This window comes from Pseudomonas sp. BSw22131, from assembly GCF_026810445.1.
Classification (GTDB): Bacteria; Pseudomonadota; Gammaproteobacteria; order Pseudomonadales; family Pseudomonadaceae; genus Aquipseudomonas; species Aquipseudomonas huanghezhanensis.
In genome coordinates this window covers 4,246,970-4,271,470 of the sequence record NZ_CP113949.1, presented here as the reverse complement: position 1 = coordinate 4,271,470, position 24,501 = coordinate 4,246,970, and the positions used below count along the sequence as shown (strand labels likewise).

Genomic DNA, 24,501 nt, shown 5'->3' with positions numbered 1-24,501 from the left:
TATGAGTTCAGTTCAACACACCGTTACAGCGACAGTTAACCCAACAGCCGCGCCGCCAAGTGTGGGGGCCCATTACATCAATACAGCGACTAAACAGCGCTGGTTGTCGTCCGGAATTGAATCGGTTAACGATTGGGGGCACCCCCTGCCGGGCACTGAGTTGACGCTTGACGTAGCACAGCTGAGCTACACGATAGACTTGAATGTGCCGCGCATCATCTGGCCTGTTAATCCGGCTTCTGATTACGAGGTGAAATTTGGCCCGCCGCCGGAAGCCCCAGGTTACTACGAAGTGGATTTGATTTTTCAACCCACGATTGGAGCCGACCTCCAAATCTCGATGACCTACGATAACAACTGGCTGCCGGGTTTAAACTTCGACATCCCGGACCCGTTATACATTTTTTCAGGCGCCCCGACCCTTGTCCGTCTTGGGCTTTGGGTCAGTCCGTTCAAGGGGCTTAACCCTTATTGGCGCTTGATCGAAAACCGCCCCCTGGATGAGGCGAAGCCAGGCTACGGTGGCGGCCCGGAGAACCAAGGCAACATGCTGTTTCTTCCCAAGAAGCCCCAGACGTTCTGGGATTCAAGCGAAGGTTTTGCTAAGCGTCTTGTGCTGCCATCGTTCGGCGAGACGTTCGCCACTGACCTGTTTTCTAAGGTCGATTTGGTGATCCGCAATAGCGCTCCTGGAACGCTGGTCGTGACAATCGATGAGGATTTGGGATTTCCCCTGATGGGCGCGGCCACGCTTTCCGTACCCAGCGGGGTGACTATGCTTTTTCGTCTGGCCTACTTCATTGGCTATGCCCAGCACAGCTGGAGCCTTCTGAGCACCCATCAACTGACGCCGGACAAAGTCTGATCCGAATCGATTGAACACTGGGGTTACAGATGCAGAGACTACTGGTATGGCCTTGGCATGGCCTGATTAACAACAGCTCTATCCAGTTGCCCAGCGGCATGACCAAGCCCTACACCCAGCCCCCGAACGCCCAGCGCACGCTGATCGGTGCCGGCGATACCCACCTGATTGTTGTGCCGGGGATATCGCCGATCACCGATGAAGAACTGGCGCTGACGCCGCCTGGTGGGAGTTACTGGGCGGGAAGGGCGCTTATCTCAGGTAATAGCCTTTACAACAGGCAATTGGATGGGTGGATTTATCAGGCACTAGACGGCAGTCGGTGGCGGGTCACTATGTTGCAGCGCACGATCAGTGCTTCGACCACCAGGCTGCAATTTTCGATATCGCGCTTTGGCGAATTTGGCGTTGCACCTGAAGCGCGGCTCCGAACGGTGGTGGTTCCATTGGGTCAGCTGTCCTTTGAGGATCGAATCAATTTTTTCTCCGACCTTGGCTCAGAGAGCGCAACCGCTGTTCGGCTGCATTCGGTCAGCACGTCAGGTCGAAATGCCGTATTGGCCTGGAGCGCTTTCAACACCACCGATCAATCAGACATGGATACGGACGCCCGCCTGCGGCCGTATTCGTTCGCCCAAGTTACGCTGTCGGGATTCGGCGCTGATGTAGCCGTTACCGTAACGGTTCTATATGGCTCAGGTGAGGTCATGAAGGTCGAGCGCAGTCTGACGGGAGGCGGACAAAATCAATTCGCGCTGCTGTCAGCGACCGAAGAGATAGACCGTGAGCCGATACTGAATGAGCAGGGCGTCGCGATAGGGGACAAGGTGACGTACAACTACCCGTCATCTTTGGGGGTTGTGAGCGGCAACGGCTGGCAAGGTCCGACCAGTAGCAGCACGGCCATCAAATGGCTTGTGATGCTGCCGTTTGAGGGGGAGCAGCCTTCGCCCTGTTACCTCAATTTCACCGATTCATGGGCTATCGGCGGTGCAAGCTTCTCGGTGGCCACCAGCAGCCCGCGCATTGCCAATGAGTATTACAACGGCGAGGTGAACATTGTTCAGAACGGCGTGGGTGTCGTATCTGGCGGCGCTGTTTCGGCTGGTAATTCAACGATCAGTTGGGAAGGTCCGGGCGATGACTGGGTGCAAAGCGTGTCCTACGGATCATCAGGGTCAATCAACGGGGATGAGCTTACGCTTGGCGTAAGCATTGACGGCGTGCAGGAAACTCAGTCGTATCCGGGAGGCTCATTCCAGATCGGCCCATCAATTGGAGGTGTGCTTGAAGGTAGCGCTATCGGTCGTGTGCCGCAGTTCGGCGCCGCTGTCGGATCACTTTCTAAGTTCTGGCACTTCTCGCTGTACAGCAACAACCTGATTGCTATCAGTCATCAGGTGAACCAGCAGCCGGCAGTTTTTGAAGGGGCGTTAACCCCTGCTGGCTACCTCAAACAATCTGGCAGTTATCCGATAGATGACGTTCGTCACTACGGCAGTTTTAATCCCGCATCCCAAGAGTTTGTTGTCGGATCGCCGACGCCCGTCAACTGGGTCTAATCCAACTTTCTGTTAAGAGGAGCCAGCCATGCAGCCGGCCCGCCAAGACCTGCCTGTTACTCCGGGAACCACTTACCGCGACACTATCCGCATCATGCAGCCTGAGTTCGTTTATCGGGACATCGCCGGGATTGCGGGCGCGCCTGTTCTGGTCAAGGCCGTTGCTCACGGTCTCGAAGGTGCCTGGCCCGTTTGGGCGCGTGGCGTTCAGGGTATGCCCGACCTCAATCGTGAGCCTTTCAAGCAGTTGCCGCACCGCGCCAAGGTCATCGATGTCGACACGCTGGAAATCAACGCAATGTCGGCGAGCGGACTCAAGCCAACGGGTGGGCAGTTGATCTACAGACGTGCTGTGGATCTGGCCGAAGCCTCGGGCGCCCTTAGTGCTTACCGGGGTGACGAGCTTCTGTTTGTCCTGGGCGTGGGCACTGGCCTGGCCATCACCACCGCCGGCACGTTCACGCGTGAACTGACAGCCGCCCAGACCGCGATGCTGACGGGCGAGGGCCTGCACTACACCTTCGATGTGATCTATGGCGGCGTTACCGTCACGCGCTATGCCGAAGGGGGCTTCAAATGTCGATAGCTGCCCAGGTCGTCACCTTTGAAGTGGAAGACCGGGAGACGGCAACGGTGGAGCTTGAGTACGCGATCAGCATCGAGACGCCGGAAATCGAAGTGATCACCGCCGGCGAGCAGGGCCCGCCAGGCATCAACGCTGCCGATATCAGCTCGGACCCTAACAACCGCCTCACCTTCGGCTCTGACCAGAAGCTGTATGTCTCAGACGATTTAAGCCCTGACCCACTCAACTATTACATTCTCGCCAAAGGATAAGTTATGTCCCTCGAAACCCGGATTATCGGTCTTGCCCAAGCCATCGGCACCGACATTAAGACGCTCACCAGCAAACAGGGGGACCTGACTGCGCTGTCCACCACCGCCAAAGGCAACTTGGTTGCTGCCGTAAACGAACTGTACGGCCTGCTGGGTTCGTCCGGCGCCAACATTGACGACACCGCCGGCGATGGCGCTACCGCTGTCACCTGGTCAGCCAACAAAATCTTTGATTCGATTGAGGCGGCAAAGGCGGCGGTTCAGGCATCGATTTTAGGCGGTGCCAGTGCGGCGTTCGACACTCTGAAAGAGCTTCAGGATCTGATTGTCAGCGACGAAGGCTTGTTGACCGCGCTCACCACTGCGGTGGCGAACCGGGTCCGTTTTGACGATGCGCAAACCCTAAGCACTGCACAGAAGCTGCAAGCCTGCCAGAACATCGGCGTGGGCAATCCTGAAACGGATTTCTCCGCTTCCTACGCTACCGCCAAGGCCTAACCGGTGGGCCTTGATGCGCGCATTACCGCGCTGGCGCAAGCCGTGGGCGCCGATATCAAGGTGCTGATTAGCGGGAAGGTCAGCACCACAGCGGTCACGCTGGCAAGCGGGGTGGCGTGGAACAGTGTCACCACGCCCGGCAGGTATTATATCCCCCTCGCAACAGGCACCGATCAACCGCTATCCAGTGGTAATTGGCTACTGGAGGTAATAGGCGTAGGGACCTTTATTAAGCAGGTAGCCAAGCAGCTGAACTCCGCTGTTGTTCTTCAAAGAACCCTGAATGGTAACACTTGGGTCGCGTGGGACTTGGCCTACTCACGGGGGACTATTCTTGGAGGCGTTGGCCAAACTAATGGAACCCCAACAGGGGCGATCATTGAGAGGGGCTCAAACGCGAACGGGGAATACACAAAGTTTGCCGATGGCACGATGATCTGCAAGTTTTCTGCTGGCCCTACCGTTTCAGTTACCAACGCATACGGGGTCGGGTATTACGGTCAGGTAGTTTGGACCTTCCCCGCCACTTTTGCCGCTGCCCCCTATACGGGTCTGTCTATTCAGGGTAGTGCTCGCGTTACTCCGTCTGCATATGCAGCAGCAACAAATTCACAAGTAACCTTTTATGCGCTTGACGTACAGGGTAGCGCTGCTGTGCAGCCCTACGCCTGCCACTGGATCGCCATAGGAAGGTGGTTCTGATGATTATCAAACTTTCACCTTCACGTCGAGACGACACGTTGACTGTTGAAAAGCGTGGGGACGCGCTCATCCTCAATGGGGAGGCGTTCGACTTAGCACGGCTACCAGATGGCGGCACCCTTCCATCTACTGCTATCGATAGTCCTTGGTTTGCAGGGGACGTTCACCGGCAGGGTGGAGAGCTGGTAGTAACCCTGATCTTACCTCTGCCTATAAATTACAGCCCCGCGCAAGCCTATCCCGATGACTTGGTGGATGTTGCGGACGGAGATGTTGTATTACCTGGCGCTCTGCCGTTGGAGCTTTATGAATGAGCACTATTGACTGGGCACAGGTAGTTACCAAGCAGGCCAAGGATAGCTTGGCGTCGGAGGTCTTTCGGGGCTTGATTGATACGGAGCGCGACCGCCGAATCAGCGCCGGGGTAGTTTTCAATGGTGTGCTGTACCAGTCGCGGGAGTCAGATCGGGAAAACATAGCCGGATCCGCGCAGCTCGCTTTCATGGCCATTGTGATGGGCGCCCAGCCTGGCGATCTGCGCTGGTCCGGCTCGGGGTCTGATTTTGAGTGGATTGCCGATGACAACAGCCGAGTGCCCATGGATGCGCAGACCGTGGTCGAGTTCGGCAAGGCCTCGGCCTCGCGCAAGCTGGCCCTGATCTTTGCGGGGAGCAACCTCAAGCAGATGGAGACCGTACCAGCTGATTTTACCGATGACCGCTGGTGGCAGGTATGAGCCGCTTCACCACCACACTGAAAACCGAACAGATCGGCCGGCGGATGCATACGCTCCTGGATGATCTGGTGCTGGCCGACGACGACCTGAAAGTAATCACGGTGCCGTCTGGTTTCACCACGGACTTTGCCAGCATCAAGGTGCTGCACAACGTCTTTCTGTTCGTGCTATTCGCTCTGGTGTCGGGATACGGCAACTATGCCGCGACCGTGCATGACTGGCTTTACACGACTGGCCAGGTTTCCCGCAAAGATGCCGACGCAATCCTGTACCGGGCTTTACGCGCCGAGGGCGTGGCGCGATGGCGGGCCTGGCTCTTTTGGGCCGGCGTCCGAATAGGAGCCGCCAAAAACTACACACAGACCCCGACGAGTTCGGGGTTTTTTTCGCCTGGAGAAAAGTAATGCCTGTAACTGAGAAAGATCGCGATGTGCTGGCGCGTACGCTTTGGGGCGAGGCGCGCGGCGAGGGACTGGCCGGAATGGTTGCCGTGGCGTGGTCGATCAGGAACCGGGTGGACATCGATCTACACACCGATGGCAAGCCTGACTGGTGGGGCGAGGGTTACATCGGCGTATGCCAGAAGCCGTGGCAGTTCAGCTGCTGGAACCGAAACGATCCGAACTTTCCGTTCCTCAGCGGCGCCAAGGCAATTCCGAAGGCTGAATTCGCAATGTGCCAGTTGGCAGCGCAACAAGTGATCGACGGAGTAAAACCCGACTCTACCGGGGGCGCAACTCACTATTACGCCACTACCATGCCGAAGCCGCCGAAGTGGGTAGTGGGCGCGAAGCAGACGTTGCGCCTGGGCCACCACATTTTCTTTAAGGACGTGCCATGAACTCAGCCAGCTTGTACGTGAGGCTTGGGGTATTAGTGCTGATCATCCTGGCTTGCGCAGGCGTGCTCTACGGGTCTTACCACCACGGCGTGACCGTTACCGATCTTCGGTGGAAGGCGCTGTGGGCGGATCAGCAAGTTTTGCAGGCTAAGGGGCTCGCCGCCGCAACGACGGCCAATCGAACAGAAGAGCAACGCCGCCAGACGGCAATCGACCAGGTAGGGGATGATGCGAGAGAACAAACAAAGGTTGCCGTTGCTGATGCTGCTGGCTCTGACGACGCTGGTGAGCGCGTGCGGGCCGAAGCCGCAAGCCTTGCTGCCAGATCAACCTGCAGCTCCAGCGATACCGGCGCTGCCGAGCGAAGCAAAACAGCCACCCGCGCCGCAATGGTGCTCTCCGACTTGTTCCAAAGGGCTGACAAACGAGCGGGAGAGCTGGCAAGGGCTTATGACGGTGCCCGAATAGCCGGGCTGGCGTGTGAGTCAGCCTATCAAGCCCTGTCCGCTCACTGAGAAGCCAGATATTTAAGCCGCATCTGTATCGCGGCTTCGATCATCACGAATAGCTCCTCAATGTCGCTATCCCTCAGCGACTTCGCAATCTCAAAACCTCGCACGACTCCCTCCGAATACCGGCCAACGATTCGCGCCGTATCAGCATCCACAGCGGTGCCGATCATCGACAGCAGCCGTTGGACCTCCTCGCGATACCTTGGCGGTAAAGCGCCATCATCCAAAATCATGATTCTCTCTCCTTTGGCACCACTGCCATGCGATCGGCCGGATACTGCCGCATGAATTCCATGCTTTCGCGGGCTGGCGCGTCGAGCCAGTCGTTGTAGAGCCCAGCTGGCAGGATCACTACCATCCGCTTTTCGTCGTCCGGCTTGTGGTAATCCCGCATGAATGTGTGATCGTCGGCGTTGATTGTCAGCATCGAATAGCTGTGAATCACCTCACCGTCGGGATTGCGCCACCACTCCCACAGCCCAGCGATGCCCAGTAGTTCGCCGTCGGCCCGGGCGATCCGTGTCGGGATTGCCTTGCCGGAACGCCAGTCGGGTTCGTAGATGGCTGCGGCGGGGATGATGCAATGCTGCCCGTTCTTCCAGGCGCTGCGGAAAGATGGTTTCTTCGCGGCCGTTTCCGATCGGGCGTTGTAAGTGCGCCGGGCAATCTTCGTATCTTTGCTCCAGCTAGGGATCAGGCCGAATGATCCGGACAGTACTTCGAGCGCTGGACCAGGCTCGTCCTGCCCTTCTTCTCGCTCAGGTCGGCGTAGGAATGGGCCCATGTAGGTCGGCCACAAATCAAGCCTGCCTTGTTCCGGGCCCTCAACACCGAACGCTTTCATGATCTGCGGGTGCGACGGGGCTTCGTAACGGCTGCACATGGCGCACCTCTATCAATCCGTTTTCGTCACCGGTTGACCGCGCATGGACAGAGGAAGTTTGCTCGGGCATTCAGGATCTTCGACAAAGCCTTGACCATCGCAGGCTTGGCAGTCCTCACGCAGATAGAAGCGATCGCAGCAGGCCGAGCATCGGCGGAAGATCGAGAAGTTTTCTTTCTCCCACAGCTCGACGTACAGAGCCATGTTGCCTTCTTCCAAGGCGATCAGTGCCGCGTCGACTGTCGCGCGATAGCAATCCGGATCGTCCAGCCGCGTCCTGGCCACGCCTGCAAACAGCCGGTTGCGTTCGACCAGCGTCAGCTTCTGCCCGGTTTCCGTGTAGATGTGCCGGTCGATCAGTTCGCCATAGGGCTGGTAGGAGCGCGTGACGATTTTAGATTGGCCGTCGGCGCGCTGGATCTGGGCGAAGAAATCCATCGGGCCTGGCTGCGCCATACCCGCCTTCAGGAAATATCGATTCCCACGGATGCTCCCGACCGGCTCTCCGCCGGCGTTGTAAACGTCGTAGTCCGAAGCGGGGTGACGCCACTCGGCGGGCACCTCCTCTGTGAAATGGCAGAAGGCGGCATTAGCAAGTTCAACCATGTCGAAGCGTTCCAGCGGGTCAATGGCGCCAAGGTCCGACAGCCTGTCGGCGAGACGCATCAGGTATTTGTAGTGGGCGAGGGGGTTAAGCCACAGCCGTCGGTTGTCGATCTGTTGATGCCAGTCGGCAAGAATCTCGTCCTTCTGAGGAATATCCATGGTGGGCACTTAATCATAAATACTGTCTGCATATACAGTAATCGACTTGAGGAAAGATGGCGAAGGTCATCTGACGGGCAGTCGAATTCAGTCACCTGAACGAGCATTGCGGCACCCGGTCAGACATGCATCAACATAGGAGAGCAGGGCATGAGAGGCTAGCAGACCAAAGAACGCGAACTCCGGTTGTGGAATCAGCTGCTCGAGCATGAAGCGCGACGGGAAAACTCGCCCGAGCACTGGGCCGGTGAACTCGCAGGGCATGCGGCGGCGCTCGAGCGTCTGGGAATCATCGACGCTGGTGAGTTACGGGATATGCAGGAAGAGGCGGACGCAGCCTTCAGCCACGTTGCTGAGCAGCTAGACGATCAAAGCAGGCGGGGCATTTAGGGAGGCGAGGTCGTTGGCAGGACGCCGTAGATGGGTGAGGCTCTGTACCACTTTTTGTACCACAGGTTATGTATAGGGGGCGAATAGCGGGGTGAAGCAGGTAAGCTAAACCCCGCATTTGCTGCCCTAGTCTACTGGCAATAACGCACTCGGAATTATGTCGCCGTTGCGACCAAGACGCACGCTATGTCCGAATAAAAATCCGGTCTTGAGCTTGCCTTCCAGACGGTAATGAATAGGCTGATTGGGTTTTCCGAGCATTTTTGAAATGTCTTTGAGGTGCTCCCAGAGGTTGGTGCGCACCGGCACAGAGAAGTTTCGATGGCTGTTGGCCTTGACCACGAACCAGTCGCTGTACTCGCCTTCGCTCAGCAATATGTCGTTAAGCAGGATTTTGTAGCGGAGGCCGCGCACCAGCACGCTTGAGTCGTTGGGGTTATCAACGCGAAAGCGCAGCTTGAAGTCCTGGCGCAGCAGCTTTGCCTTGACCACATCGACCTTCATCAGCTGAACGTCGGGGTCCTGGTAGCTGCCGGTGATCCACGACGAACAGCCGGACAGTCCCAGCAACACCAGCGAAAGGCTGACCATCTGAAAAATACGTGTCGGAAAAAACATTCATTTGCTCCCTGTCGGGCTTGAGTCTAGCAATTGACCGATTGGGGGCAACTCGCTGTCTTAAAGAGCCTGCGCCATACCCACGCCATGTGTCGAAGGAGTATTGACCCGTGAAGTTATACGAAATTGTATTTTCCGGCCAATTGGTTCCCGGCGCGCAAGCGGAGCGGGTCCAGGCCAACCTCGCGAAGCTGTTCCAGGCTGACGCGCAACGTGTCGCTTTGTTGTTTTCCGGTCGTCGTCTGGTGCTGAAGAACAATCTGGACCAGGCCAGTGCCGAGAAATACCGCTCGACGCTGGAGCGTGCTGGCGCAATGGCGGATGTTGTGCCAATGCCCGAGGCGGCGCAGGTCGAGGTTGAAGTCGAAGAAGTCGAGCTCGCGCCTCCACCCGACGAGCCTAACTGGACCCGCAAAACGGCGCATGCCCCGACGGCTCCGCAGCCTGCGCGTGCACCGGACCGCCAACTGCACGTTGAGCCCCGGGACGTTTACATGGCTGCCTTTATCGATGTCCAGGCCCCCGATTTTTCCATCGCTCAACTGGGCAGCGACATGCAGGACCCAAAAGCTCAGCCTGCGGCGCCGCGTCTGGACCTGTCCGGCCTGAGCCTTGCGCCTGCCGGAAGCGATATCGAGCCCCTTAAACGACCGGCTCCGGCGCCAGCGCCCGATGTGTCCCACCTTAGTCTGGAGAAATCCTGACTTTGAAGCGCGCAAACCTCATCAGTTGACGTACGCGGCGCAGCATTTCTTGAATTTATGCTCGCTGCCACATGGACAGGGGTCGTTGCGGCCGGCTTTGAACGTCACCGTGGGGTCGATGAAGTACCAACGGCCTTGATTCTGGACGAACGCCGAGCGCTCACGATGACTGTGCTCTCCCGCTGAGTCGTGCCAGCGAGCGATGAAGGTCACGAATGCATGCTGGGGTTTACCGCCAAACACGTCTGCGCTCTCCACTTCAAGCCCTAGCCAGGTGCTCTGCGCGCTCCATTGGCTGATGGATTCGCGGTCCAGAGCATTAGTTTGCGCGGGGAGGGTGGTGTCGACCAGATAATCGATCAGCCCCAGCACGTAGGCGCTGTAGCGTGAGCGCATCAGTGCCTCGGCGCTCGGCGCGGGCTGGCCGGAGTGGTAATTGCCGCAGCAAGCGTGCATCAGATTGCCGCTGCCGCAGGGACAAGTCGAACTGCTCATCGGGCCTCTCTCACCACCAGTATTTGCCGAAGTTTTTCGGGTTGGCCCAGAACTGTAGGGAGTCCGGCGGGAGCCTAAGCGTACCGGGCTTCATGATGCACCTCAACTGGCCTGGTGACATGATAGTTACAGTGTTGGTGACAGAAGGCAGTCCCGAGTTCGTCGATTGGTGTCAACTTCAGGTGACTATTGCGCGAGGTCGAGCGAGACCGCATGGGAAGGAACTGTTGCATGTAGTGTAGTGGTCTAATGATTCCGGACACCCATTTAGGCGAGAATACCCGCCAGACTGAGGTGTTAGATGACCAAAAGATCTCTCGTCAGTAGGTTAATAAAGGGGCTTACTCCTGCCACCCCCCCCCCTTGGCAAAGTACGCGGCGGCTTTTTGAGATGTCCCGCTCCTCCGCCCCCCCATCAGTGGCATCCATGAGAACCGTCCTGATTACGTTCCAAGTGGTGTGACAGCCTGGCATCAGAACGGCTTGATTTCTCTGGATCCCGGCGTGATTACGCAGCGATTAGTACATCGCAAAAATCTCAAAGACCAATAAAGACCAATACTGTTACGACATAAGGTTATAAAAACTTTTCATCGAACTGACTGCGACTGAACAATCTTGTGAATAACGGCCTTCGTTATTTACATAGCATTCACGGCAGCAAGGTCGTCGATCGCTTGCGCACATAGCCACTGGCCGGAACCTCGGTGACTTGCACCGAGAGATCAACTTTATGTCGCAGCAGCGCAGGCGCGAAGATATCGGCCATCACCGCAAGCAGCGCCGTGCTGATCGCGCGTCGCTGCTCATCGCCACCGGCCTTGCCGGTCACCGTGGAGACGTTGAGGTGGATGAAATGCTGGCGCTCGTCACAATCGCCAACGAACGCGTGGTCGTAGCTGACAAGGCGAGTTTTGACCAGGTCCAGTCGCAACCCCGACACCTCGACCAGTGTTCGATGCAGACGCTGGCAGGCACTTTTGAAATCAACCTCGTCAGCCACCCCTGCGGTGTACTCAAGATAGACATGTGGCATGTTCAGTTCCCCTCACGTAATAGAACGCCGACCGGCAAGTGCCGGTCGGAGTACAAGGCTGTCAACGGGTCGGGATAACGGGAAACTTGGGGTGCTCCATGGGCATGTCGAGCGTCAGCCCAAGCGGATCGGTGCGATGGTTCGAGGCGCCGGTGTAGCGCGCCGAAACCGGCAGCCATAGGGTGGAATACACCCAGCGCGGCACATTGGAGCTATTGGCGGGCGCCGCATGGATCACGTTCATGTCGTGCACCGTGGCATCGCCGGCCTTGAGTGCAATCGGCGGCGACATCTCGAACTCGTCCAGCACCCAAGGATGCTCGTCGAGCAAGGTCACGTTATCGCTGCGGTTGAAGTAACGCCCTAGCATGCCCGCCCGATGGCTGCGGCTGAGAAACTGCATGGTGCCCATCTCCGGCGTCAGGTCGACCAATGCGATCCAGATATTGAGCGCGCCCTGCCGATCCAGCGGATGGTGGGGAAAGTCCTGATGCCAAGGGGTGTCGCCACCGGCCTCGGACTCGGGGTTCTTGGCGAACACGTGGTCGGAATAGAACCGCACTTCCTCGCCCACCAGTTGCGAAGCAATGCTGGCCAACTGAGGCGAATGGCTGAGCGCCTTGATCTGCGGGCAGGTGCTGGAGACTTCATCCCAGCGCGCATACCAGCGGTAGGCATTCTCGATCTGCTTGCCCGGGTCGTTGCGATCGACCGTGCGCGCCACTTCGCCCATGCGGGTCTTGGCCTCTTGGAGCAACATCTGCACCGTCTCGGCGTTGATCACATTTTCCAGCTTCATCCACCCATTGGCCCGAAAATCCAGGATTTGCTGGGCATCCAGTTGGTGCGGCGCGTAGCCGGAATTTGCCTCGGTCTTCATGACTGCTTGCATGTTCAATCTCCATTGCTTCCAGGGTTTATTGAGCACTGCTTCAGGTGGCCGATTGCGCGGCCAGGGGTTGCTTGCGCAACAGCACGAGCGTCAACGCCCAGCCCGCGGCCAATAGCAGCGAGGACAAGGCGATAACTTGGGCGAACCCGTGGCCGAACTGGGCTGCATCGGTCACGTTGATCAACAGGCTGAAGATGGCCACTCCGATCAGGCCACCCACTTGGCGCGAGGCATTGACGATGGCGGACGCCACGCCGGACTTATCACTGCTGACGTGGTTGACGGCAGTGGCGGTCAAGGTGGGCACCGTGAGTGAAATACCGAAGCCGATCACAAACATTTGCACGGCGATGTTGGCGTAAGGCGCGCCACCCACGAAGGGTGTCAGTGCCACCACGCCGAGCAGCGCGATGGCCAGGCCCAGCGCCAGCAGGCGCCGCTCACCCAACTTGGGCAGCCAGCGGGCAGCCAGCTGATTGCCGAAAAACAGCACGCCGGTCATGGGGATAAAGGCCAGCCCGGTATTGATCACCGAGTAGTGATTGACCTGCTGTAAAAAGATGCTGAACACGAAAATCAGCCCGTAGAACACGAAGTTCACGATCACGCCCAAGATCGAGGCCAGGCTGAACGCCGCGTTGTTGAACACTGTGAGCGGCACCATCGGCCGGGCAGTTCGCGACTCGACCCACAAAAACCCGAGCAAGCCGCCGACAAAGCACACGGCATGCACCGCAACGCGCAGATCGACGCCGTTCTGGCGGCCCAACTCGATCACCGCGTAGGTCAAGTTGGCCAAGGTAAACAACGCCAGCAGCTGCCCCCACAAGTCGAAACCGCCTTTGTGGTTGGGCGGGATACGTGGCGCGTTGGCCAGGCAAAGCACAATGCCGATCAGGCCAATGGGCAGGTTGATGAAAAAGATGCTGCGCCAGCCGAACACACCAATCAGCAAGCCGCCCACCACCGGGCCGGCGGCCAGCGCGATACCGGCAACGCCCGCCCACAAGGCGATGGCCTTGCTGCGTTCGGCGGGCACCTCAAAGGTAATTCGCACCAGCGCAAGGGATGTGGGCACCAACAGTGCTGCGCCAATGCCTTGCAGCGCCCGAAAGCCGATAAGCGCGGGCAAGGTGTCCGCCAGACCGCAGCCGAGCGATGCCAAGTTAAAGACCGCATACCCCCACAGGAAGATTTTCTTGTGGCCAAACCGGTCACCCAATGCGCCGCCGGTCAGCAAAAACGAGGCAAACAATAGCGTGTAGGCGTTGACGATCCATTGCAGTTGCAGCACGTCGGTGGCGAACTCCGCCTTGAAACTTTCAAGGGCCACGTTGACCACGCTCACATCGAGCAGCACCACCACAAAGCCAAGGCAGGTGGCGAACAGCGTCAACTTCTTATTACTGGAAGTATCCATTATCAATTCCTCAGGAGGTGTGGAGCGCAGCCGGCAGCGACTCCAGGGTCGCCTCGATCTGCGCCTTGAACGCCAGTGCCGTAGCGCGCTCGACTTTCAGCGAACTGAACGCCAGCGCCGCATGCCAGTTGCCATTGAATCTGCCCAGGTGCAAGACGAAGTCGTAGTTGCCGCCGGAGCGGTTAACTAGGGTTGAAAACCCGAGCACGGCCGGCGCGGGGTGAGTCAAGAAGCGGTCCAGCGGCCCGGTATTGGTAAAGGCAAGCGCGGGCCGCGGGCTGTCGTTGGCCGCACTGGGCGAGGGCGCACCCAGTTGCGCCCTGCCCTCGGCGACCGCCTGCGCATAGCGCTCAATACACTCGAGCACGCCTGGGTTTTGGCGCGCAAACGTGGTTTTGCGCACATCGATCAGGCAGGCCTTGGTCAACGGATGGCCATGGCTGGCGGGTTCACGCAGTGAGTACGCGGTGAACAAGTCGAACGCCGGCACATCCGCGTAGCTGAGAAAACTGTGCGCCAGCACCCCACCCCAAATGGCATTGGTGGTGAAGCCAGACGCCGCGCGCAGTTGATCCAGGCGTTCTGCGGCCTGGCGGCTGACCTGCAACTGGACAAAATCGGCGTAGCTGGCTTTGCCCGTCTCAAGGGGTGACCCGCGCCAATACTTCAGGCGGATATGGAACGCCTGCGACACCCGGCTATCGAGGCTCGCGGGCATCGCGCCCAGGTAACCGGCCAGGCTGTTGACCAGCCTGGCGGTGCTGTAGCCGTCGGAGATCGCATGGTTACGCGTCAGCAGAATATGGGTCTGGTTGATCTCGGAATCGGCAACCACTAACGCGCGCCAGCCCTCTTGATCCCCCAGCAAGCGGTTCAATTCAAGCTTGAGCAACACGTCGGTACGCCGCGACGGCGGTGTTGTGCAGGTCGACGACTGCACGTGATTTTCGACCGGCACGAACCCGTACTGGCCGTCACCGACAGCCACAATCTTCTGGTGCAGAAACGGGTACTCCACCACCAACTGCGCGAACGCTTTGCGGGCCTGCACAGGGCCCACACATCCAGGCACCGTCAGCAAGGAGGTCACCTGCGTGTTGCCGTTACGTTGCAAAAAGTTCTGGTGAAAGCGCTGTTCCGTTTCGTCAAGCAAGCGGTGCGATTGCATGCTGGCCTCCCTGGCAGTGCCTATCGGTCGATGAACTGCATCATTCGCTGCTCGTAACGTTCACCGGCAACCGCCCACTGCCTCAGCAAGGCCTCGATCGCCTGAAGCTGTTCATCGCTGAGCACGCAGTCGTCGGCGGCTACGTTTTCTTCCAGGTAGGCCACACGCTTGGTGCCGGGGATCACCGTCAGGTGAGGGCTGCGCGTCAGCAACCAGGCCAGCGCCAGTTGCGCGGGCGTCATTGACCAAGAGGCGGCCAGCGCCAGAATCGACTCGGTCAGGAAGGTATTGGTTGCGAAGTTTTCTTCGCGAAAGCGCGGGTCCTGCTGGCGGAAGTCATTGGCGTCGTAGTGCGCGGCGCTGACGGCCTTGCCGGTCAAAAAACCGCGACCCAAGGGGCAGAACGCGACGTAGCCGATTCCCAGGTTGTGCAGCAGCGGCAAGATCTCTTGCTCGACATTGCGCTCCCACAACGAGTACTCACCCTGGACCACGGATATCGGGTGGGTTTTATGGGCGCGCTCGATCGTGCTTGTCCCCACCTCACACAGGCCCAGGTATTTGACCTTGCCTTGCTCAACCAAGCGCCCCATCGCGCCTACCACCTCTTCGATGGGAATGCTGGGATCGAGCCGGTGCTGATACAGCACGTCGATGTGGTCCGTACCCAGCCGTTTGAGGGAGGCCTCGACGACCTTTTGCAGATTGCCCTGCGAACTGTCGACGCCAACGATCTGGCCGTCGACGATACGGAAACCAAACTTGGTGGCGATCACCACCTCTTCACGCCGACCAGCAAACGCGCGCTGCAAAAGTCGCTCGTTGGTAAACGGCCCATACGCCTCCGCCGAATCGAAGAAGTCCACGCCCAGCTCCAGCGCGCGGTGCAGGGTGCGCACCGATTCATTGTCATCCGTCGCGCCATACCACTGGCTCATGCCCATGCAGCCAAGGCCGATGCGGCCAACACGCAGCCCTTGAGTACCCAACGTGATCCTGGAAACCATGGAATCGCCCTCCTTTTGATACTGATCGTTCTACATGGTTTTCAAATTATCGCTTTCCCGTCAACACAAAATTTCAATAAATAAAATTTCATTTTTGGCTCAGGGTCGAAAAAACACTCTCAAAACAAAACAAAAAAAACTTAAATAACAGTTACTTGATAACTTAAATCAAGATTTTATTGACCTCGTCATACAAATCGAATGATTGGATCTAATAACAAGAAACATATTGACACATAAATTTCGAGAGCATAAATACTTACAACAGAGACGTACCAGTCTCTCTTCCTTTCACGTCATTGAGGACGAACGCATGGGCAAGATGGACTCTTGGATCGGCCATTGGGAACGCAGGGTGCCTACCTTCAAAGCTGAATGCGCCCAAGCGCAAGCGAACTATTTGGAAAGGCTCGACAAACCCCTCAGGACGCAGGAACACGTGCTTGAGGACATCATTTCGGTGTGCCAGAAATCGCTGTTCTGGAAGGAAAACCGCTTTCAGGTCAGCCACTGCAACGGCCGCATCACCCGCACTAACATCCCGGTCATGACCTACGAAGGGTTTCGTGAAATCCTGGTGCGTGAAGGCCAGCAAAAAGGCGGGATACTCAGCTGCAGCCCGGTGGTGCGCTGGCTCAAGACCAGCGGCACCACCGGCCAGTCCAAACGCATTCCTTACACGTTGCACTGGATCCGCCAGTACCGGGTGCCCGCCATCCAGGCCATGTGGGGCTTTTTTGGCCATGACTACCCGGCGCTGCATGCCAACCCCTGGGCCACGCTGGACACCCAGACCGTACGTGACCCGAGTAACGAATACGTGGATGGCCTTCCCTATCAGGCCATCAGCAACCGCCACCCGCAAATCGGCAGCGGCGACTGGAACCCGCCCTGGTATGAAGCCCCGTGGTTCACGCCGACCCAAGATGCCAGCCATGAGCAGAAGATGTACGCGCGGCTGCTGTGGACCTTGGGCGAAGACGTAAGGCTGCTCACCGCCATCAACCCCAGCACCCTGCTTTCCCTGCACCACAGCCTGCTGGAAAACAGCGAGCTTCTGCTGCGTGACCTGCATGACGGCGCCCACACCGGCAGCCTCTTGCGCGCGGCCGACCCGGCTGCCGCGCGACGGCTGGAGACTGTGCTCGCCGCTGACGGGGTGTCGCTGACCGATGTATGGCCGGGGCTTGAGCGCTTCAGTTGCTGGACGGCGGCGTCGGCCAAACTCTACAAGCCTCAGCTGGAGCGGATCATGGGGCAGGCCAAGGTGCTGCCCTTCATGTCGTGCGGTACCGAAGGTGTGGTGACCCTACCGATGGACGCTGACCAGGACAGCCAACCGCTGGCGGTGGACCAGGCGTTCTTCGAGTTCATCCCCGTGTCGGTGGACATGGATGCGCTGGTACGCGATCAGGCGCAGCCCGAAACCGTTGCCCTGGACCAACTCAAAGAAGGCGACGAATACCACCTGGTCATGTGGCAAGGCAACGGCATGGTCCGCATGTACACCGGTGATATTTACCGCGTGCACGGCTACTACCGCGGCGTGCCGCGCATCAGTTTCAGCCGGCGCAACGGCGTCATGCACTCCTTTACCGGCGAAAAGATCACCGAGACCCAGCTACACGAAGCCGTACAGATGTGCGGCATTCCCAATGCCGGGCTCTACCTGTGCGCCCCGGTCTGGCACGAAACGCCTTACTACGCCGTAGCCATCGAGGCCGGCGGCGCATCGTGCGGCGAGTCGCAGACCCTCAGCCAACTGCTCGACGGGCACCTGCAGGCGATCAATATCGAGTACGAGTCCAAGCGCTCCAGCAAGCGCCTGGGGCAAATCAAGGTCATCACGGTGCCCGGCAACGCGATCTCCATGGCCATCGAGCGCGAAAAGGCCGCGAGGAAAACCCTGCAGATCAAATACAAGCCCTTCCAACCGGACCTGTCCCTGCTGGGCATCCAGCAATTCTGACTTTGAGAGGCACTCATGAATATGCACTTGTTTGCACACAGCATTGCGCGTGAAGTTCACCACTTGGCTCAGGCAGATCGGCGCATGGCCCTGCACGCCTGGCGCCCGCAGCGTCCGCAAGGCGCCATTTTGTATTTTCATGGCCTGCAAAGCCACGCCGGGTGGCTGTGGTCGGTGGGCAACGCCTTCGCCAACCTGGGCATCGCGTTTTACGCCCTCGACCGCGAAGGGTGCGGCATCAGCAGCGGCCAGAAACATGGGTTCCCGGACGTGCGCACGCTGCACGAGGATGCGGCGGCAGCCATCGAGCACATTCGCTGCGAAGTGCCCGACGACATTCCGCTGTGCCTGTTCGGCCACTGCCTGGGCGGGTCGGTGCTGGCCGCCATCGCAAGCAGCTCTTATGCGCAATTGCCCTATGACAATCTGGTCATCTGCTCGGCGTCGCTGGGCAAGATGCACGACCGGTTGAGTGAGCAGGAGCGCGCCAGTATCGACCTGGACGACCGACACAGCCTGTGGGATTCGGGGCTCGACGCCGAGGACTTCACCGCCAACCCGCACTTGGTCGAATTTATCCGTAACGACTCGCTTGCGACCACTCACCTGCAGCATCGCGAACGCAAGAAGTTGCTGGCCTTGGAGAAGGTTTACCTGGCGGTCGACGCCCGTCCTATCGACGCGCCCAGCCTGTTTATCTGCGCCAATAAAGATCCGCTGGTGGACGTAAATGCCACGGTGGGCCACTTCCAGCGCCTGTGCCGCAACGGCTCGACCCTGCTGGTGAATCAAGACAAGCACTACCTGTTTTTTACCCCGGCCATGGGGCAGGTCGTGCGGTTCACCGCCGACTTCGTCAAAGCCAACGGACGCTACGCCTATGACGCCGCCTGAGGTCTACCTGGTGCGCCAGCCCATGGCCAACCCGTTCGTGCATGGCGCCCACCGACGCCACACTTCAGACAGTGTGGTGCTCAGTTGGACGCTCGGCGCCTTTACAGGGATCGGTGAATGCGCGCCGCGCCGCTACGTGACAGGCGAAGACTGCGAGTCGGTGCTGACCCAACTGCGCAGCCTTGACTTCGCGCACTTGGCAAAAGCATTGGCCAGCGGCGACCCGGTCGACCGAGGCCGTGCGCTCTATGAGTACGGCCTGCCCTGCGAGACCGATGCAAGCCTGGGCAACAATACCCGCTGCCTGGTGGAAATGGCGCTGCTCGACACTCTGGCGCAACAGGCCGGACTGCCCTTGTCCGCCTACCTGCTGCGCATCACCGAGGCGCCCCCGGCGGCGCGCCGTACACTGCCCGCCCAGGTCAACATCACCCAGGTGCTCGACCTGTCGCAATCGGTGCACGCGTTCCTCGAACAGCGCAAACCGTTGCGCTCGCTCAAGCTCAAACTGGCCGGCGATGTCCGGGCCAATCAACAGCGCCTGGACAGCATCAGGGCGCTTGCGCCGAGCCTGGCGCTGTATGTCGACCCGAATATGAGCTGGTCACCCGCGCAACTTCACAGCAGCGCCCGGCAGTTTCGCGAGCTCGGCGTGGCGTTGTTCGAGGAGCCCTTGCCGCGTGGCAGCCTGGAGGATTACCGCCAGGCGCGCCTCAAGCATGGCGTGCCGATCATGCTCGACGAGTCGGTCACCTCGGCCCTGAGCCTGGAACACGCCTGGCAAAACCAGGCGCTGGATGCGGTGAACCTGCGCATTGCCAAATGCGGTGGCTTGCTCAGCAGCGCAAAAATGATAGAGCAATGCCGCCGCTGGGGCTTGCCGGTCTACCTGGGCGTGCAGGTCGCTGAAGTCGGCCCGCTGATTGCCGCCCACCGCGCACTGCTGGCGGCCTTTGACGGTTTTATCGGCGTGGAGGCCGGCCAGCACGACCGCTTTTTCGACGACCACCTGCTCGAACCCATGCCGGCGATAGACCGGCAACACAACGCCATTCACTTGCCAGCCCAAATGCAACAGGGCCTTGGCGGGCGGCTGACCGCCCACGTACTGCCTTATCGCTGCGCCATCGGCGCAGACGAACACACCTATCTGTCCCACCACATGGAGCGTACGCGATGAAGTATTTTTCCGATTTGCTTGTGGATCTGTTGATCAACCAGGGCATCGAGTACGTCTGTTTCAACCCCGGCGCATCATTTCGCGGCATTCATGACTCGCTGGTGCATCACCCCGACCATGCCGTGCCGGCCATCCTGATGTGCTGCCATGAAGAAATCTCGGTGGCCATGGCCCACGGTTATTACAAAGCCAGCGGCAAGCACATGGCGGTATTGGTGCACGCCAATATCGGCTTGCAGCACGCGAGCATGGCCATCTTCAACGCCTGGTGCGACCGCGTGCCGTTGCTGGTATTGGGCGGCAATGGGCCGATTGATGCGGCCCTGCGCCGCCCGTGGATCGACTGGATTCACACATCCCAGAGCATCGATAAAATCCTCTCGGGCTACACCAAATGGACGGACATGCCGGTGTCCCAGGCCGCCACCCTGGAGTCGGTGCAACGCGCGCTCAAACTCTGCGCCGCCGAGCCCCATGCCCCGTGTTATGTCGCCATCGACAGTGCGGTTCAGGAAGAGTCACTGGCCGACGGGCTCTCACTGCCGGCCGGGCCGGTGCGCCCGGAACGCTTGCCGGCGCTGGACGACCAGCAACTGGCCGAACTGGTCACCCAGTTGATGACCGCGCAGTACCCCGTCATCGCCATTGACTACGCCGCACTCGACGATAAGCAGGCCGAGCAGCTGCTGGGGATCGCCAGCCTCACCGGTACCGCTGTGATTTCACGCAATGGCCGGTATAACGTGCCCAATACCCACCCTCTGGTCTTCCAGGACCATGATGCACACCTGCTGGGCGAATGCGACTTTCTGTTGGCCCTGGAAGTCCAGGACCTGTATGGCCTGCTGGCCAACTCTGGGCAGAAACCCCACCCAGGTTTGTACATCGCCACACTGGGCACCCATTCGCTGCTCATCAGCAGTTGGGTGGCCGACAGCCAGAAACTGGTGTGCGCCGACCTGGTCCTGCACGCCAACGTGGTCGCCTCCATCGCGCGTATTGCCGAGGCGGTGCAGGCATCCGCCGAACGGTGCGATAGCACGGCGCGAGCCTTGGTGAACGAACGCATCGCGCGTATTGCGGCTTACAAGCAGGTACGCCGCCAGGCGTTGCTTGCACAGGTCACCCAACCTGCAGATGGCCTGACTATCGCCCAGGCGCTGATCGCTATCCACGAAGCCATCGGGCATCAGCGTTGGGTACTCACCAACACTGGCAGCGTGACCATCGACACCCTGGTGCGCCAGCTTTGGCCAATCGAACGTAGCGAGGCTTATATCGGCATGAGCGGCGGCGCCGGGCTGGGTTATGGCCTGGGCGCAGCCATCGGCGCGGCCGTTGCCCACAAGGGCACGGGCCGGCTGAGCATCAACCTGCAATCCGATGGCGATTTGCTCTATACCCCGAGTGCCCTGTGGACCTTGTCGGCCTACGACATTCCCTTGCTGGTGCTGGTGATCAATAACCGCCTCTACCTCAATTCCAAGCAACACGCCGAACGCATTGCCGACCTGCGCCAGCGGCCCAGCGACCTGTCCAACCTGGGCACCAGCTTCCTTGAAAACGAAGTGGATTTCGTCGCCCTGGCGAAAACCTTCGACCTCTATAGTCCTGGCAGCGCCGACACCCCTGCGTCGATTCAAGAAAAGATCGCCGACTGCCTAGCCTATATGGAAACTCACGGCAAACCCGCCCTGCTTGAAATCAAGACCCTCTAGGAGCTTGCCCATGTCGATCATTTTTGAATGCGTGCGGGGCGGCCAGCGCTATGTCACCAGCCTCAGCACCGCCGGGCAATACAGCCTCTACCCGGTCTCCGACCTGTATGTGTTGTTGCGCGACACACCGGCGCGCGAATTCCCCGGTGGGCCACTGGCGTATCTGCGCGAACACTCGCCAGCGCCGTTGACGGTTACCGACCTTGCAGGATTTGAGCTGCTGCCTTGCCTGCTGCCGCCCGACCCGCGCCAGGGCGTGGTGTGCGGCTTTGGCTTGACCCACCAGAGCAAAGTCGCGCAACCACCGGAAAGCGACGAGCGCCCGGCCTTTTTTATCAAGGGCTTTGCCGACACGCTCAAGAGCAGCGGCGACGTGCTGCGCATGAGTCGCGGCGCTCTGTCGGCGTGTGAGGAGGCGGAAGTGGTGGCGCTGTTTCTGGTGGCCGACAACGGCCGCCCGGACTACATCGGCTACACCTTCGGCAACGACCTTACCGATATCGCCCTGGCCAAATCCAAGCGCAACTACCTGGCCTACGCCAAGTTGCAGCCCAGCGCCATTTCCCACCTGCTGTATTGGCAGCCTCTGCCCGACCTGATAAGGGGCACAACCTCCATCTACCGCGCGGGCGACCTGCACTGGGAACAGAGTTTCAGTACCGGCCTTTCCTGCCTGTGTTATGACGCCGATGACCTGTTCGACACCCTATGGCAGCACCCGTCACTGCGACTGCCCGGCACGCTGATCTACCTCTATATGGGCGCCGATTGCAACAGTGCCGACGCCGGTATCCACCTTAGCCACGGCGATACCGTGGTGTGCGAGTTCGACAACGGCCCGCGCCTGAGCAACTTGATCGAATGGGAGAACCTCCATGTATAAGCGCATCGTTTTGCTCAAAAGCCCTGACGCCCCGGCCGTCTCGGCGCTGCTACAGGAACTGCACGGCTTTCCCGGCCGTGTGCCCGGCCTGGTCGCGGTGGAAGTGATTGCCGACAGCGGCGACCGTTCATTGGGTTACGACCAGGGTTTTATCCTCACGTTTACCGACGAGTCCGTGCTACCCAGCTGGCGAGAACACCCGTTACACGCAGGCTTTCGCCCCCGCTTGCGTGCGCTGTGCCAGATGTTGATTTTTGATTACCCGCTCCCAAACCCTTTGTCACAGGGGGAAGACTGTCATGCCTATGCTTGAGCGCAACACCCAGGTCCTGGTCATCGGCGGCTCCGCCGGTATCGGCTTTGCCATCGCCAAATTGTTCCACCAGCAAGGTGCCACGGTCACCCTGGCGGGGCGCACTGCAGTGCGGCTAAGCCAGGCGGCGCACGACATCGGCGCCGATGTTGCAACCGTGCCACTGGACGTCACGCAGCCGGCCGAACTGGAGCGCTTTTTTGCTCGGCCCACGCGCTGGAAGCACATTATTGTCACCGCCGCCTCGCTGACGTTCGGGCCGGTGCGCAGCGTTGCGCTGGAGGATGCGCAGCGCATCTTCGACAGCAAGTTCTGGGCGGCGTACCACATTGCCCGGCTGGCACCTTTCGACGAGGACGGCTCGCTGATCCTGATCTCGGGGCGTTTTGCCCAGCGGGCCGGGCCGCAGACGGCACTGATCAGCGCGGTCAACGCCGGTATCGAAGGTTTTGCCCGCGGGCTGGCCAGCGAACTCTCGCCGGTGCGCGTCAATGTGCTGTCCCCGGGCTTCGTCGACACCGGCATGCACCCCGAAGCACTGGTACAAAAAATGCGCCAACGCAGCCAGGCACTCCCCGTCAAACGCATAGCCCGGCCTGAAGACATCGCCTCGGCGGCCCTGCTGCTGGCCACCAACCCAATGATCAGCGGCACTGTACTGGCCGTAGACGGCGGGGATACCGTGAGCTTTACGTAAGTTTTGCGACATATGGGCGAAACACCGAAACGAGACCGAGATAGACTGGTCTATATCATAATGTTACGGTTTTCGCCCATCCCAGCTGCTTGAACCTGGAGTTCCGAGTTGTCCGTATCGAAGAAGCAGCATGTCGTTGACACTGCTACCAGCCTGTTTTCCCAGCACGGTTTCCACCCCGTAGGTGTCGACTGGATCATCGAAGCGTCGGGCGTCGCCAGAATGACGATGTACCGTAATTTCAACGGTAAGGAAGACCTAGTCAAAACCGTATTGACGCAACGCTCGTCACATCTGATCGAGCAATTGAAGACGCGTATGGATGAAAAGCCCAGCCTGGAAGAAAAGATCATTTCGATCTTCGATTGGCGTGGTCAGTGGTTCTGTTCCACCAGCTTCGCCGGCTGCCTGTTCGGCCGCGCGGTGGGCGAGTACCCGGAGCACTCCGACATCCGGGAGATCGCCCTTGACTACAAGCACAAACTGCATGCGCTTGTTGAGCACGAATTAGCACGCCACCACACCCCCGATACGGCTAATACCCTCGCGACCTACATCATGATGCTGCTCGACGGGGCCACGGTGAATGCCCAGGCCTTCAGCAAAAGCCACTTTGCCGGCGATGCCTGCGATGCGGCGCTGATGTTGCTTCGATTTAACATGGGCAAGCAGATTCGCTGAGGGTTTCAGCGGTATGCAGCGATGTCTGACACCTCCATCTCCCTCGCCCACCGTTGTCACAACCCTGGATGATCGAGGCGCGCCTGCCGGGCTAAGGTCAGCAGCTTCAAACTCTGGGCCGGTTGCAGCCCTTCACGAGAGGCAGCAATCGGGCCAGGCTGTGTAAAAACGTTTTTGAGTGCGACAGGTACTCAAAACCGGACCGGAAAACGGGCCTCTACGCGAAATCCACATC

General features: G+C 59.3%; 30 protein-coding genes. 20 read left to right on the top strand and 10 right to left on the bottom strand.

Annotated features, from left to right (window positions below; genetic code table 11):
- Position 1: 1 nt before the first annotated feature.
- The 11 genes from OYW20_RS19235 to OYW20_RS19185 are packed head-to-tail and all read left to right on the top strand — an operon-like array spanning position 2 to position 6,556.
- Positions 2-865, top strand: a complete 864-nt coding sequence (locus OYW20_RS19235; RefSeq protein ID WP_268797510.1) for a hypothetical protein — start codon at positions 2-4, stop codon at positions 863-865.
- A gap of 29 nt (positions 866-894) precedes the next feature.
- The gene (locus tag OYW20_RS19230) at positions 895-2,427 is read left to right on the top strand and encodes a hypothetical protein (protein ID WP_268797509.1); all 1,533 of its coding nucleotides are present in this window, start codon (positions 895-897) and stop codon (positions 2,425-2,427) included.
- A 28-nt stretch (positions 2,428-2,455) separates the two neighbouring features.
- Positions 2,456-3,013 carry a hypothetical protein gene (locus OYW20_RS19225; protein WP_268797508.1) on the top strand — a complete coding sequence of 186 codons (558 nt, stop codon included), beginning with the start codon at positions 2,456-2,458 and terminating at the stop codon, positions 3,011-3,013.
- Positions 3,004-3,264 carry a hypothetical protein gene (locus tag OYW20_RS19220; RefSeq protein ID WP_268797507.1) on the top strand — a complete coding sequence of 87 codons (261 nt, stop codon included), beginning with the start codon at positions 3,004-3,006 and terminating at the stop codon, positions 3,262-3,264. Before OYW20_RS19225 ends, OYW20_RS19220 begins: the two co-directional genes overlap by 10 nt.
- 3 nt (positions 3,265-3,267) lie before the next feature.
- The gene (locus OYW20_RS19215; protein ID WP_268797506.1) at positions 3,268-3,762 is read left to right on the top strand and encodes a hypothetical protein; all 495 of its coding nucleotides are present in this window, start codon (positions 3,268-3,270) and stop codon (positions 3,760-3,762) included.
- Between the two features lie 42 nt (positions 3,763-3,804).
- Positions 3,805-4,464: a pyocin knob domain-containing protein gene (locus OYW20_RS19210; RefSeq protein ID WP_268797505.1), complete on the top strand. Its 660-nt coding sequence runs from the start codon at positions 3,805-3,807 to the stop codon at positions 4,462-4,464.
- Complete coding sequence (locus OYW20_RS19205) at positions 4,464-4,778, top strand: hypothetical protein (RefSeq protein ID WP_268797504.1); 315 nt, start codon at positions 4,464-4,466, stop codon at positions 4,776-4,778. The genes OYW20_RS19210 and OYW20_RS19205 overlap by 1 nt, the downstream gene beginning before the upstream one ends.
- Positions 4,775-5,200: a DUF4376 domain-containing protein gene (locus OYW20_RS19200; RefSeq protein WP_268797503.1), complete on the top strand. Its 426-nt coding sequence runs from the start codon at positions 4,775-4,777 to the stop codon at positions 5,198-5,200. Before OYW20_RS19205 ends, OYW20_RS19200 begins: the two co-directional genes overlap by 4 nt.
- Positions 5,197-5,604 carry a DUF1353 domain-containing protein gene (locus OYW20_RS19195; RefSeq protein WP_268797502.1) on the top strand — a complete coding sequence of 136 codons (408 nt, stop codon included), beginning with the start codon at positions 5,197-5,199 and terminating at the stop codon, positions 5,602-5,604. The genes OYW20_RS19200 and OYW20_RS19195 overlap by 4 nt, the downstream gene beginning before the upstream one ends.
- The gene (locus OYW20_RS19190) at positions 5,604-6,041 is read left to right on the top strand and encodes a cell wall hydrolase (protein WP_268797501.1); all 438 of its coding nucleotides are present in this window, start codon (positions 5,604-5,606) and stop codon (positions 6,039-6,041) included. The genes OYW20_RS19195 and OYW20_RS19190 overlap by 1 nt, the downstream gene beginning before the upstream one ends.
- Positions 6,038-6,556 carry a DUF2514 domain-containing protein gene (locus OYW20_RS19185; RefSeq protein ID WP_268797500.1) on the top strand — a complete coding sequence of 173 codons (519 nt, stop codon included), beginning with the start codon at positions 6,038-6,040 and terminating at the stop codon, positions 6,554-6,556. The genes OYW20_RS19190 and OYW20_RS19185 overlap by 4 nt, the downstream gene beginning before the upstream one ends.
- On the opposite strand, the gene OYW20_RS19180 is transcribed toward OYW20_RS19185, so the two are convergent.
- The 4 genes from OYW20_RS19180 to OYW20_RS19165 all read right to left on the bottom strand — a co-directional run bounded on the left by OYW20_RS19180 (position 6,550) and on the right by OYW20_RS19165 (position 9,209).
- A complete protein-coding gene (locus tag OYW20_RS19180) occupies positions 6,550-6,786 on the bottom strand; it encodes a hypothetical protein (RefSeq protein ID WP_268797499.1) in 237 nt (78 codons plus the stop codon). The genes OYW20_RS19185 and OYW20_RS19180 overlap by 7 nt on opposite strands.
- Positions 6,783-7,436: an SOS response-associated peptidase gene (locus OYW20_RS19175; protein ID WP_268797498.1), complete on the bottom strand. Its 654-nt coding sequence runs from the start codon at positions 7,434-7,436 to the stop codon at positions 6,783-6,785. The genes OYW20_RS19180 and OYW20_RS19175 overlap by 4 nt, the downstream gene beginning before the upstream one ends.
- 12 nt (positions 7,437-7,448) lie before the next feature.
- Positions 7,449-8,201: a hypothetical protein gene (locus OYW20_RS19170; protein ID WP_268797497.1), complete on the bottom strand. Its 753-nt coding sequence runs from the start codon at positions 8,199-8,201 to the stop codon at positions 7,449-7,451.
- A gap of 516 nt (positions 8,202-8,717) precedes the next feature.
- Positions 8,718-9,209, bottom strand: coding sequence for an LEA type 2 family protein (locus OYW20_RS19165; RefSeq protein WP_268797496.1), 492 nt, complete (start codon positions 9,207-9,209; stop codon positions 8,718-8,720).
- A gap of 110 nt (positions 9,210-9,319) precedes the next feature.
- Here OYW20_RS19165 and OYW20_RS19160 point away from each other — a divergent pair, with 110 nt between their 5' ends.
- Complete coding sequence (locus OYW20_RS19160; RefSeq protein ID WP_268797495.1) at positions 9,320-9,913, top strand: hypothetical protein; 594 nt, start codon at positions 9,320-9,322, stop codon at positions 9,911-9,913.
- A gap of 21 nt (positions 9,914-9,934) precedes the next feature.
- On the opposite strand, the gene OYW20_RS19155 is transcribed toward OYW20_RS19160, so the two are convergent.
- The 6 genes from OYW20_RS19155 to OYW20_RS19130 form a co-directional block, all read right to left on the bottom strand.
- Complete coding sequence (locus tag OYW20_RS19155; RefSeq protein WP_268797494.1) at positions 9,935-10,408, bottom strand: YchJ family protein; 474 nt, start codon at positions 10,406-10,408, stop codon at positions 9,935-9,937.
- A gap of 652 nt (positions 10,409-11,060) precedes the next feature.
- Complete coding sequence (locus tag OYW20_RS19150) at positions 11,061-11,444, bottom strand: tautomerase family protein (RefSeq protein WP_268797493.1); 384 nt, start codon at positions 11,442-11,444, stop codon at positions 11,061-11,063.
- Between the two features lie 61 nt (positions 11,445-11,505).
- On the bottom strand, positions 11,506-12,336 hold the full coding sequence (locus tag OYW20_RS19145; RefSeq protein ID WP_268797492.1) for a phytanoyl-CoA dioxygenase family protein: 831 nt from the start codon (positions 12,334-12,336) through the stop codon (positions 11,506-11,508).
- A 40-nt stretch (positions 12,337-12,376) separates the two neighbouring features.
- Positions 12,377-13,756, bottom strand: coding sequence for an MFS transporter (locus tag OYW20_RS19140; protein ID WP_268797491.1), 1,380 nt, complete (start codon positions 13,754-13,756; stop codon positions 12,377-12,379).
- 10 nt (positions 13,757-13,766) lie between these two features.
- Positions 13,767-14,924: a hypothetical protein gene (locus tag OYW20_RS19135; RefSeq protein WP_268797490.1), complete on the bottom strand. Its 1,158-nt coding sequence runs from the start codon at positions 14,922-14,924 to the stop codon at positions 13,767-13,769.
- A gap of 20 nt (positions 14,925-14,944) precedes the next feature.
- On the bottom strand, positions 14,945-15,931 hold the full coding sequence (locus OYW20_RS19130; protein WP_268797489.1) for an aldo/keto reductase: 987 nt from the start codon (positions 15,929-15,931) through the stop codon (positions 14,945-14,947).
- A gap of 313 nt (positions 15,932-16,244) precedes the next feature.
- On the opposite strand from OYW20_RS19130, the gene OYW20_RS19125 reads away from it, so the two are divergent.
- From OYW20_RS19125 to OYW20_RS19090, 8 genes are all read left to right on the top strand, one after another.
- Positions 16,245-17,900, top strand: coding sequence for a GH3 family domain-containing protein (locus tag OYW20_RS19125; protein WP_268797488.1), 1,656 nt, complete (start codon positions 16,245-16,247; stop codon positions 17,898-17,900).
- Positions 17,901-17,915: 15 nt separating this feature from the next.
- The gene (locus OYW20_RS19120; RefSeq protein WP_268797487.1) at positions 17,916-18,794 is read left to right on the top strand and encodes an alpha/beta hydrolase; all 879 of its coding nucleotides are present in this window, start codon (positions 17,916-17,918) and stop codon (positions 18,792-18,794) included.
- The gene (locus OYW20_RS19115) at positions 18,781-19,974 is read left to right on the top strand and encodes an enolase C-terminal domain-like protein (protein WP_268797486.1); all 1,194 of its coding nucleotides are present in this window, start codon (positions 18,781-18,783) and stop codon (positions 19,972-19,974) included. Before OYW20_RS19120 ends, OYW20_RS19115 begins: the two co-directional genes overlap by 14 nt.
- Positions 19,971-21,692, top strand: coding sequence for a thiamine pyrophosphate-binding protein (locus OYW20_RS19110; RefSeq protein ID WP_268797485.1), 1,722 nt, complete (start codon positions 19,971-19,973; stop codon positions 21,690-21,692). The genes OYW20_RS19115 and OYW20_RS19110 overlap by 4 nt, the downstream gene beginning before the upstream one ends.
- 10 nt (positions 21,693-21,702) lie before the next feature.
- Positions 21,703-22,575, top strand: a complete 873-nt coding sequence (locus tag OYW20_RS19105; protein ID WP_268797484.1) for a sugar transporter — start codon at positions 21,703-21,705, stop codon at positions 22,573-22,575.
- On the top strand, positions 22,568-22,888 hold the full coding sequence (locus tag OYW20_RS19100; RefSeq protein ID WP_268797483.1) for a Dabb family protein: 321 nt from the start codon (positions 22,568-22,570) through the stop codon (positions 22,886-22,888). The genes OYW20_RS19105 and OYW20_RS19100 overlap by 8 nt, the downstream gene beginning before the upstream one ends.
- The gene (locus tag OYW20_RS19095) at positions 22,875-23,585 is read left to right on the top strand and encodes an SDR family oxidoreductase (protein ID WP_268797482.1); all 711 of its coding nucleotides are present in this window, start codon (positions 22,875-22,877) and stop codon (positions 23,583-23,585) included. Before OYW20_RS19100 ends, OYW20_RS19095 begins: the two co-directional genes overlap by 14 nt.
- Before the next feature lie 108 nt (positions 23,586-23,693).
- The gene (locus OYW20_RS19090; RefSeq protein ID WP_268797481.1) at positions 23,694-24,266 is read left to right on the top strand and encodes a TetR/AcrR family transcriptional regulator; all 573 of its coding nucleotides are present in this window, start codon (positions 23,694-23,696) and stop codon (positions 24,264-24,266) included.
- Positions 24,267-24,501: the final 235 nt, after the last annotated feature.

Coding starts and splice junctions, on each gene's coding strand:
- OYW20_RS19130 (WP_268797489.1), bottom strand. CDS start 15,931: ATGGTTTCCAGGATCACGTTGGGTACTCAAGGGCTGCGTGTTGGCCGC.
- OYW20_RS19170 (WP_268797497.1), bottom strand. CDS start 8,201: ATGGATATTCCTCAGAAGGACGAGATTCTTGCCGACTGGCATCAACAG.
- OYW20_RS19100 (WP_268797483.1), top strand. CDS start 22,568: ATGTATAAGCGCATCGTTTTGCTCAAAAGCCCTGACGCCCCGGCCGTC.
- OYW20_RS19220 (WP_268797507.1), top strand. CDS start 3,004: ATGTCGATAGCTGCCCAGGTCGTCACCTTTGAAGTGGAAGACCGGGAG.
- OYW20_RS19120 (WP_268797487.1), top strand. CDS start 17,916: ATGAATATGCACTTGTTTGCACACAGCATTGCGCGTGAAGTTCACCAC.
- OYW20_RS19165 (WP_268797496.1), bottom strand. CDS start 9,209: ATGTTTTTTCCGACACGTATTTTTCAGATGGTCAGCCTTTCGCTGGTG.
- OYW20_RS19175 (WP_268797498.1), bottom strand. CDS start 7,436: ATGTGCAGCCGTTACGAAGCCCCGTCGCACCCGCAGATCATGAAAGCG.
- OYW20_RS19110 (WP_268797485.1), top strand. CDS start 19,971: ATGAAGTATTTTTCCGATTTGCTTGTGGATCTGTTGATCAACCAGGGC.
- OYW20_RS19190 (WP_268797501.1), top strand. CDS start 5,604: ATGCCTGTAACTGAGAAAGATCGCGATGTGCTGGCGCGTACGCTTTGG.
- OYW20_RS19115 (WP_268797486.1), top strand. CDS start 18,781: ATGACGCCGCCTGAGGTCTACCTGGTGCGCCAGCCCATGGCCAACCCG.
- OYW20_RS19125 (WP_268797488.1), top strand. CDS start 16,245: ATGGGCAAGATGGACTCTTGGATCGGCCATTGGGAACGCAGGGTGCCT.
- OYW20_RS19145 (WP_268797492.1), bottom strand. CDS start 12,336: ATGCAAGCAGTCATGAAGACCGAGGCAAATTCCGGCTACGCGCCGCAC.
- OYW20_RS19150 (WP_268797493.1), bottom strand. CDS start 11,444: ATGCCACATGTCTATCTTGAGTACACCGCAGGGGTGGCTGACGAGGTT.
- OYW20_RS19185 (WP_268797500.1), top strand. CDS start 6,038: ATGAACTCAGCCAGCTTGTACGTGAGGCTTGGGGTATTAGTGCTGATC.
- OYW20_RS19140 (WP_268797491.1), bottom strand. CDS start 13,756: ATGGATACTTCCAGTAATAAGAAGTTGACGCTGTTCGCCACCTGCCTT.
- OYW20_RS19095 (WP_268797482.1), top strand. CDS start 22,875: ATGCCTATGCTTGAGCGCAACACCCAGGTCCTGGTCATCGGCGGCTCC.
- OYW20_RS19230 (WP_268797509.1), top strand. CDS start 895: ATGCAGAGACTACTGGTATGGCCTTGGCATGGCCTGATTAACAACAGC.
- OYW20_RS19205 (WP_268797504.1), top strand. CDS start 4,464: ATGATTATCAAACTTTCACCTTCACGTCGAGACGACACGTTGACTGTT.
- OYW20_RS19225 (WP_268797508.1), top strand. CDS start 2,456: ATGCAGCCGGCCCGCCAAGACCTGCCTGTTACTCCGGGAACCACTTAC.
- OYW20_RS19200 (WP_268797503.1), top strand. CDS start 4,775: ATGAGCACTATTGACTGGGCACAGGTAGTTACCAAGCAGGCCAAGGAT.
- OYW20_RS19105 (WP_268797484.1), top strand. CDS start 21,703: ATGTCGATCATTTTTGAATGCGTGCGGGGCGGCCAGCGCTATGTCACC.
- OYW20_RS19180 (WP_268797499.1), bottom strand. CDS start 6,786: ATGATTTTGGATGATGGCGCTTTACCGCCAAGGTATCGCGAGGAGGTC.
- OYW20_RS19215 (WP_268797506.1), top strand. CDS start 3,268: ATGTCCCTCGAAACCCGGATTATCGGTCTTGCCCAAGCCATCGGCACC.
- OYW20_RS19235 (WP_268797510.1), top strand. CDS start 2: ATGAGTTCAGTTCAACACACCGTTACAGCGACAGTTAACCCAACAGCC.
- OYW20_RS19135 (WP_268797490.1), bottom strand. CDS start 14,924: ATGCAATCGCACCGCTTGCTTGACGAAACGGAACAGCGCTTTCACCAG.
- OYW20_RS19155 (WP_268797494.1), bottom strand. CDS start 10,408: ATGAGCAGTTCGACTTGTCCCTGCGGCAGCGGCAATCTGATGCACGCT.
- OYW20_RS19195 (WP_268797502.1), top strand. CDS start 5,197: ATGAGCCGCTTCACCACCACACTGAAAACCGAACAGATCGGCCGGCGG.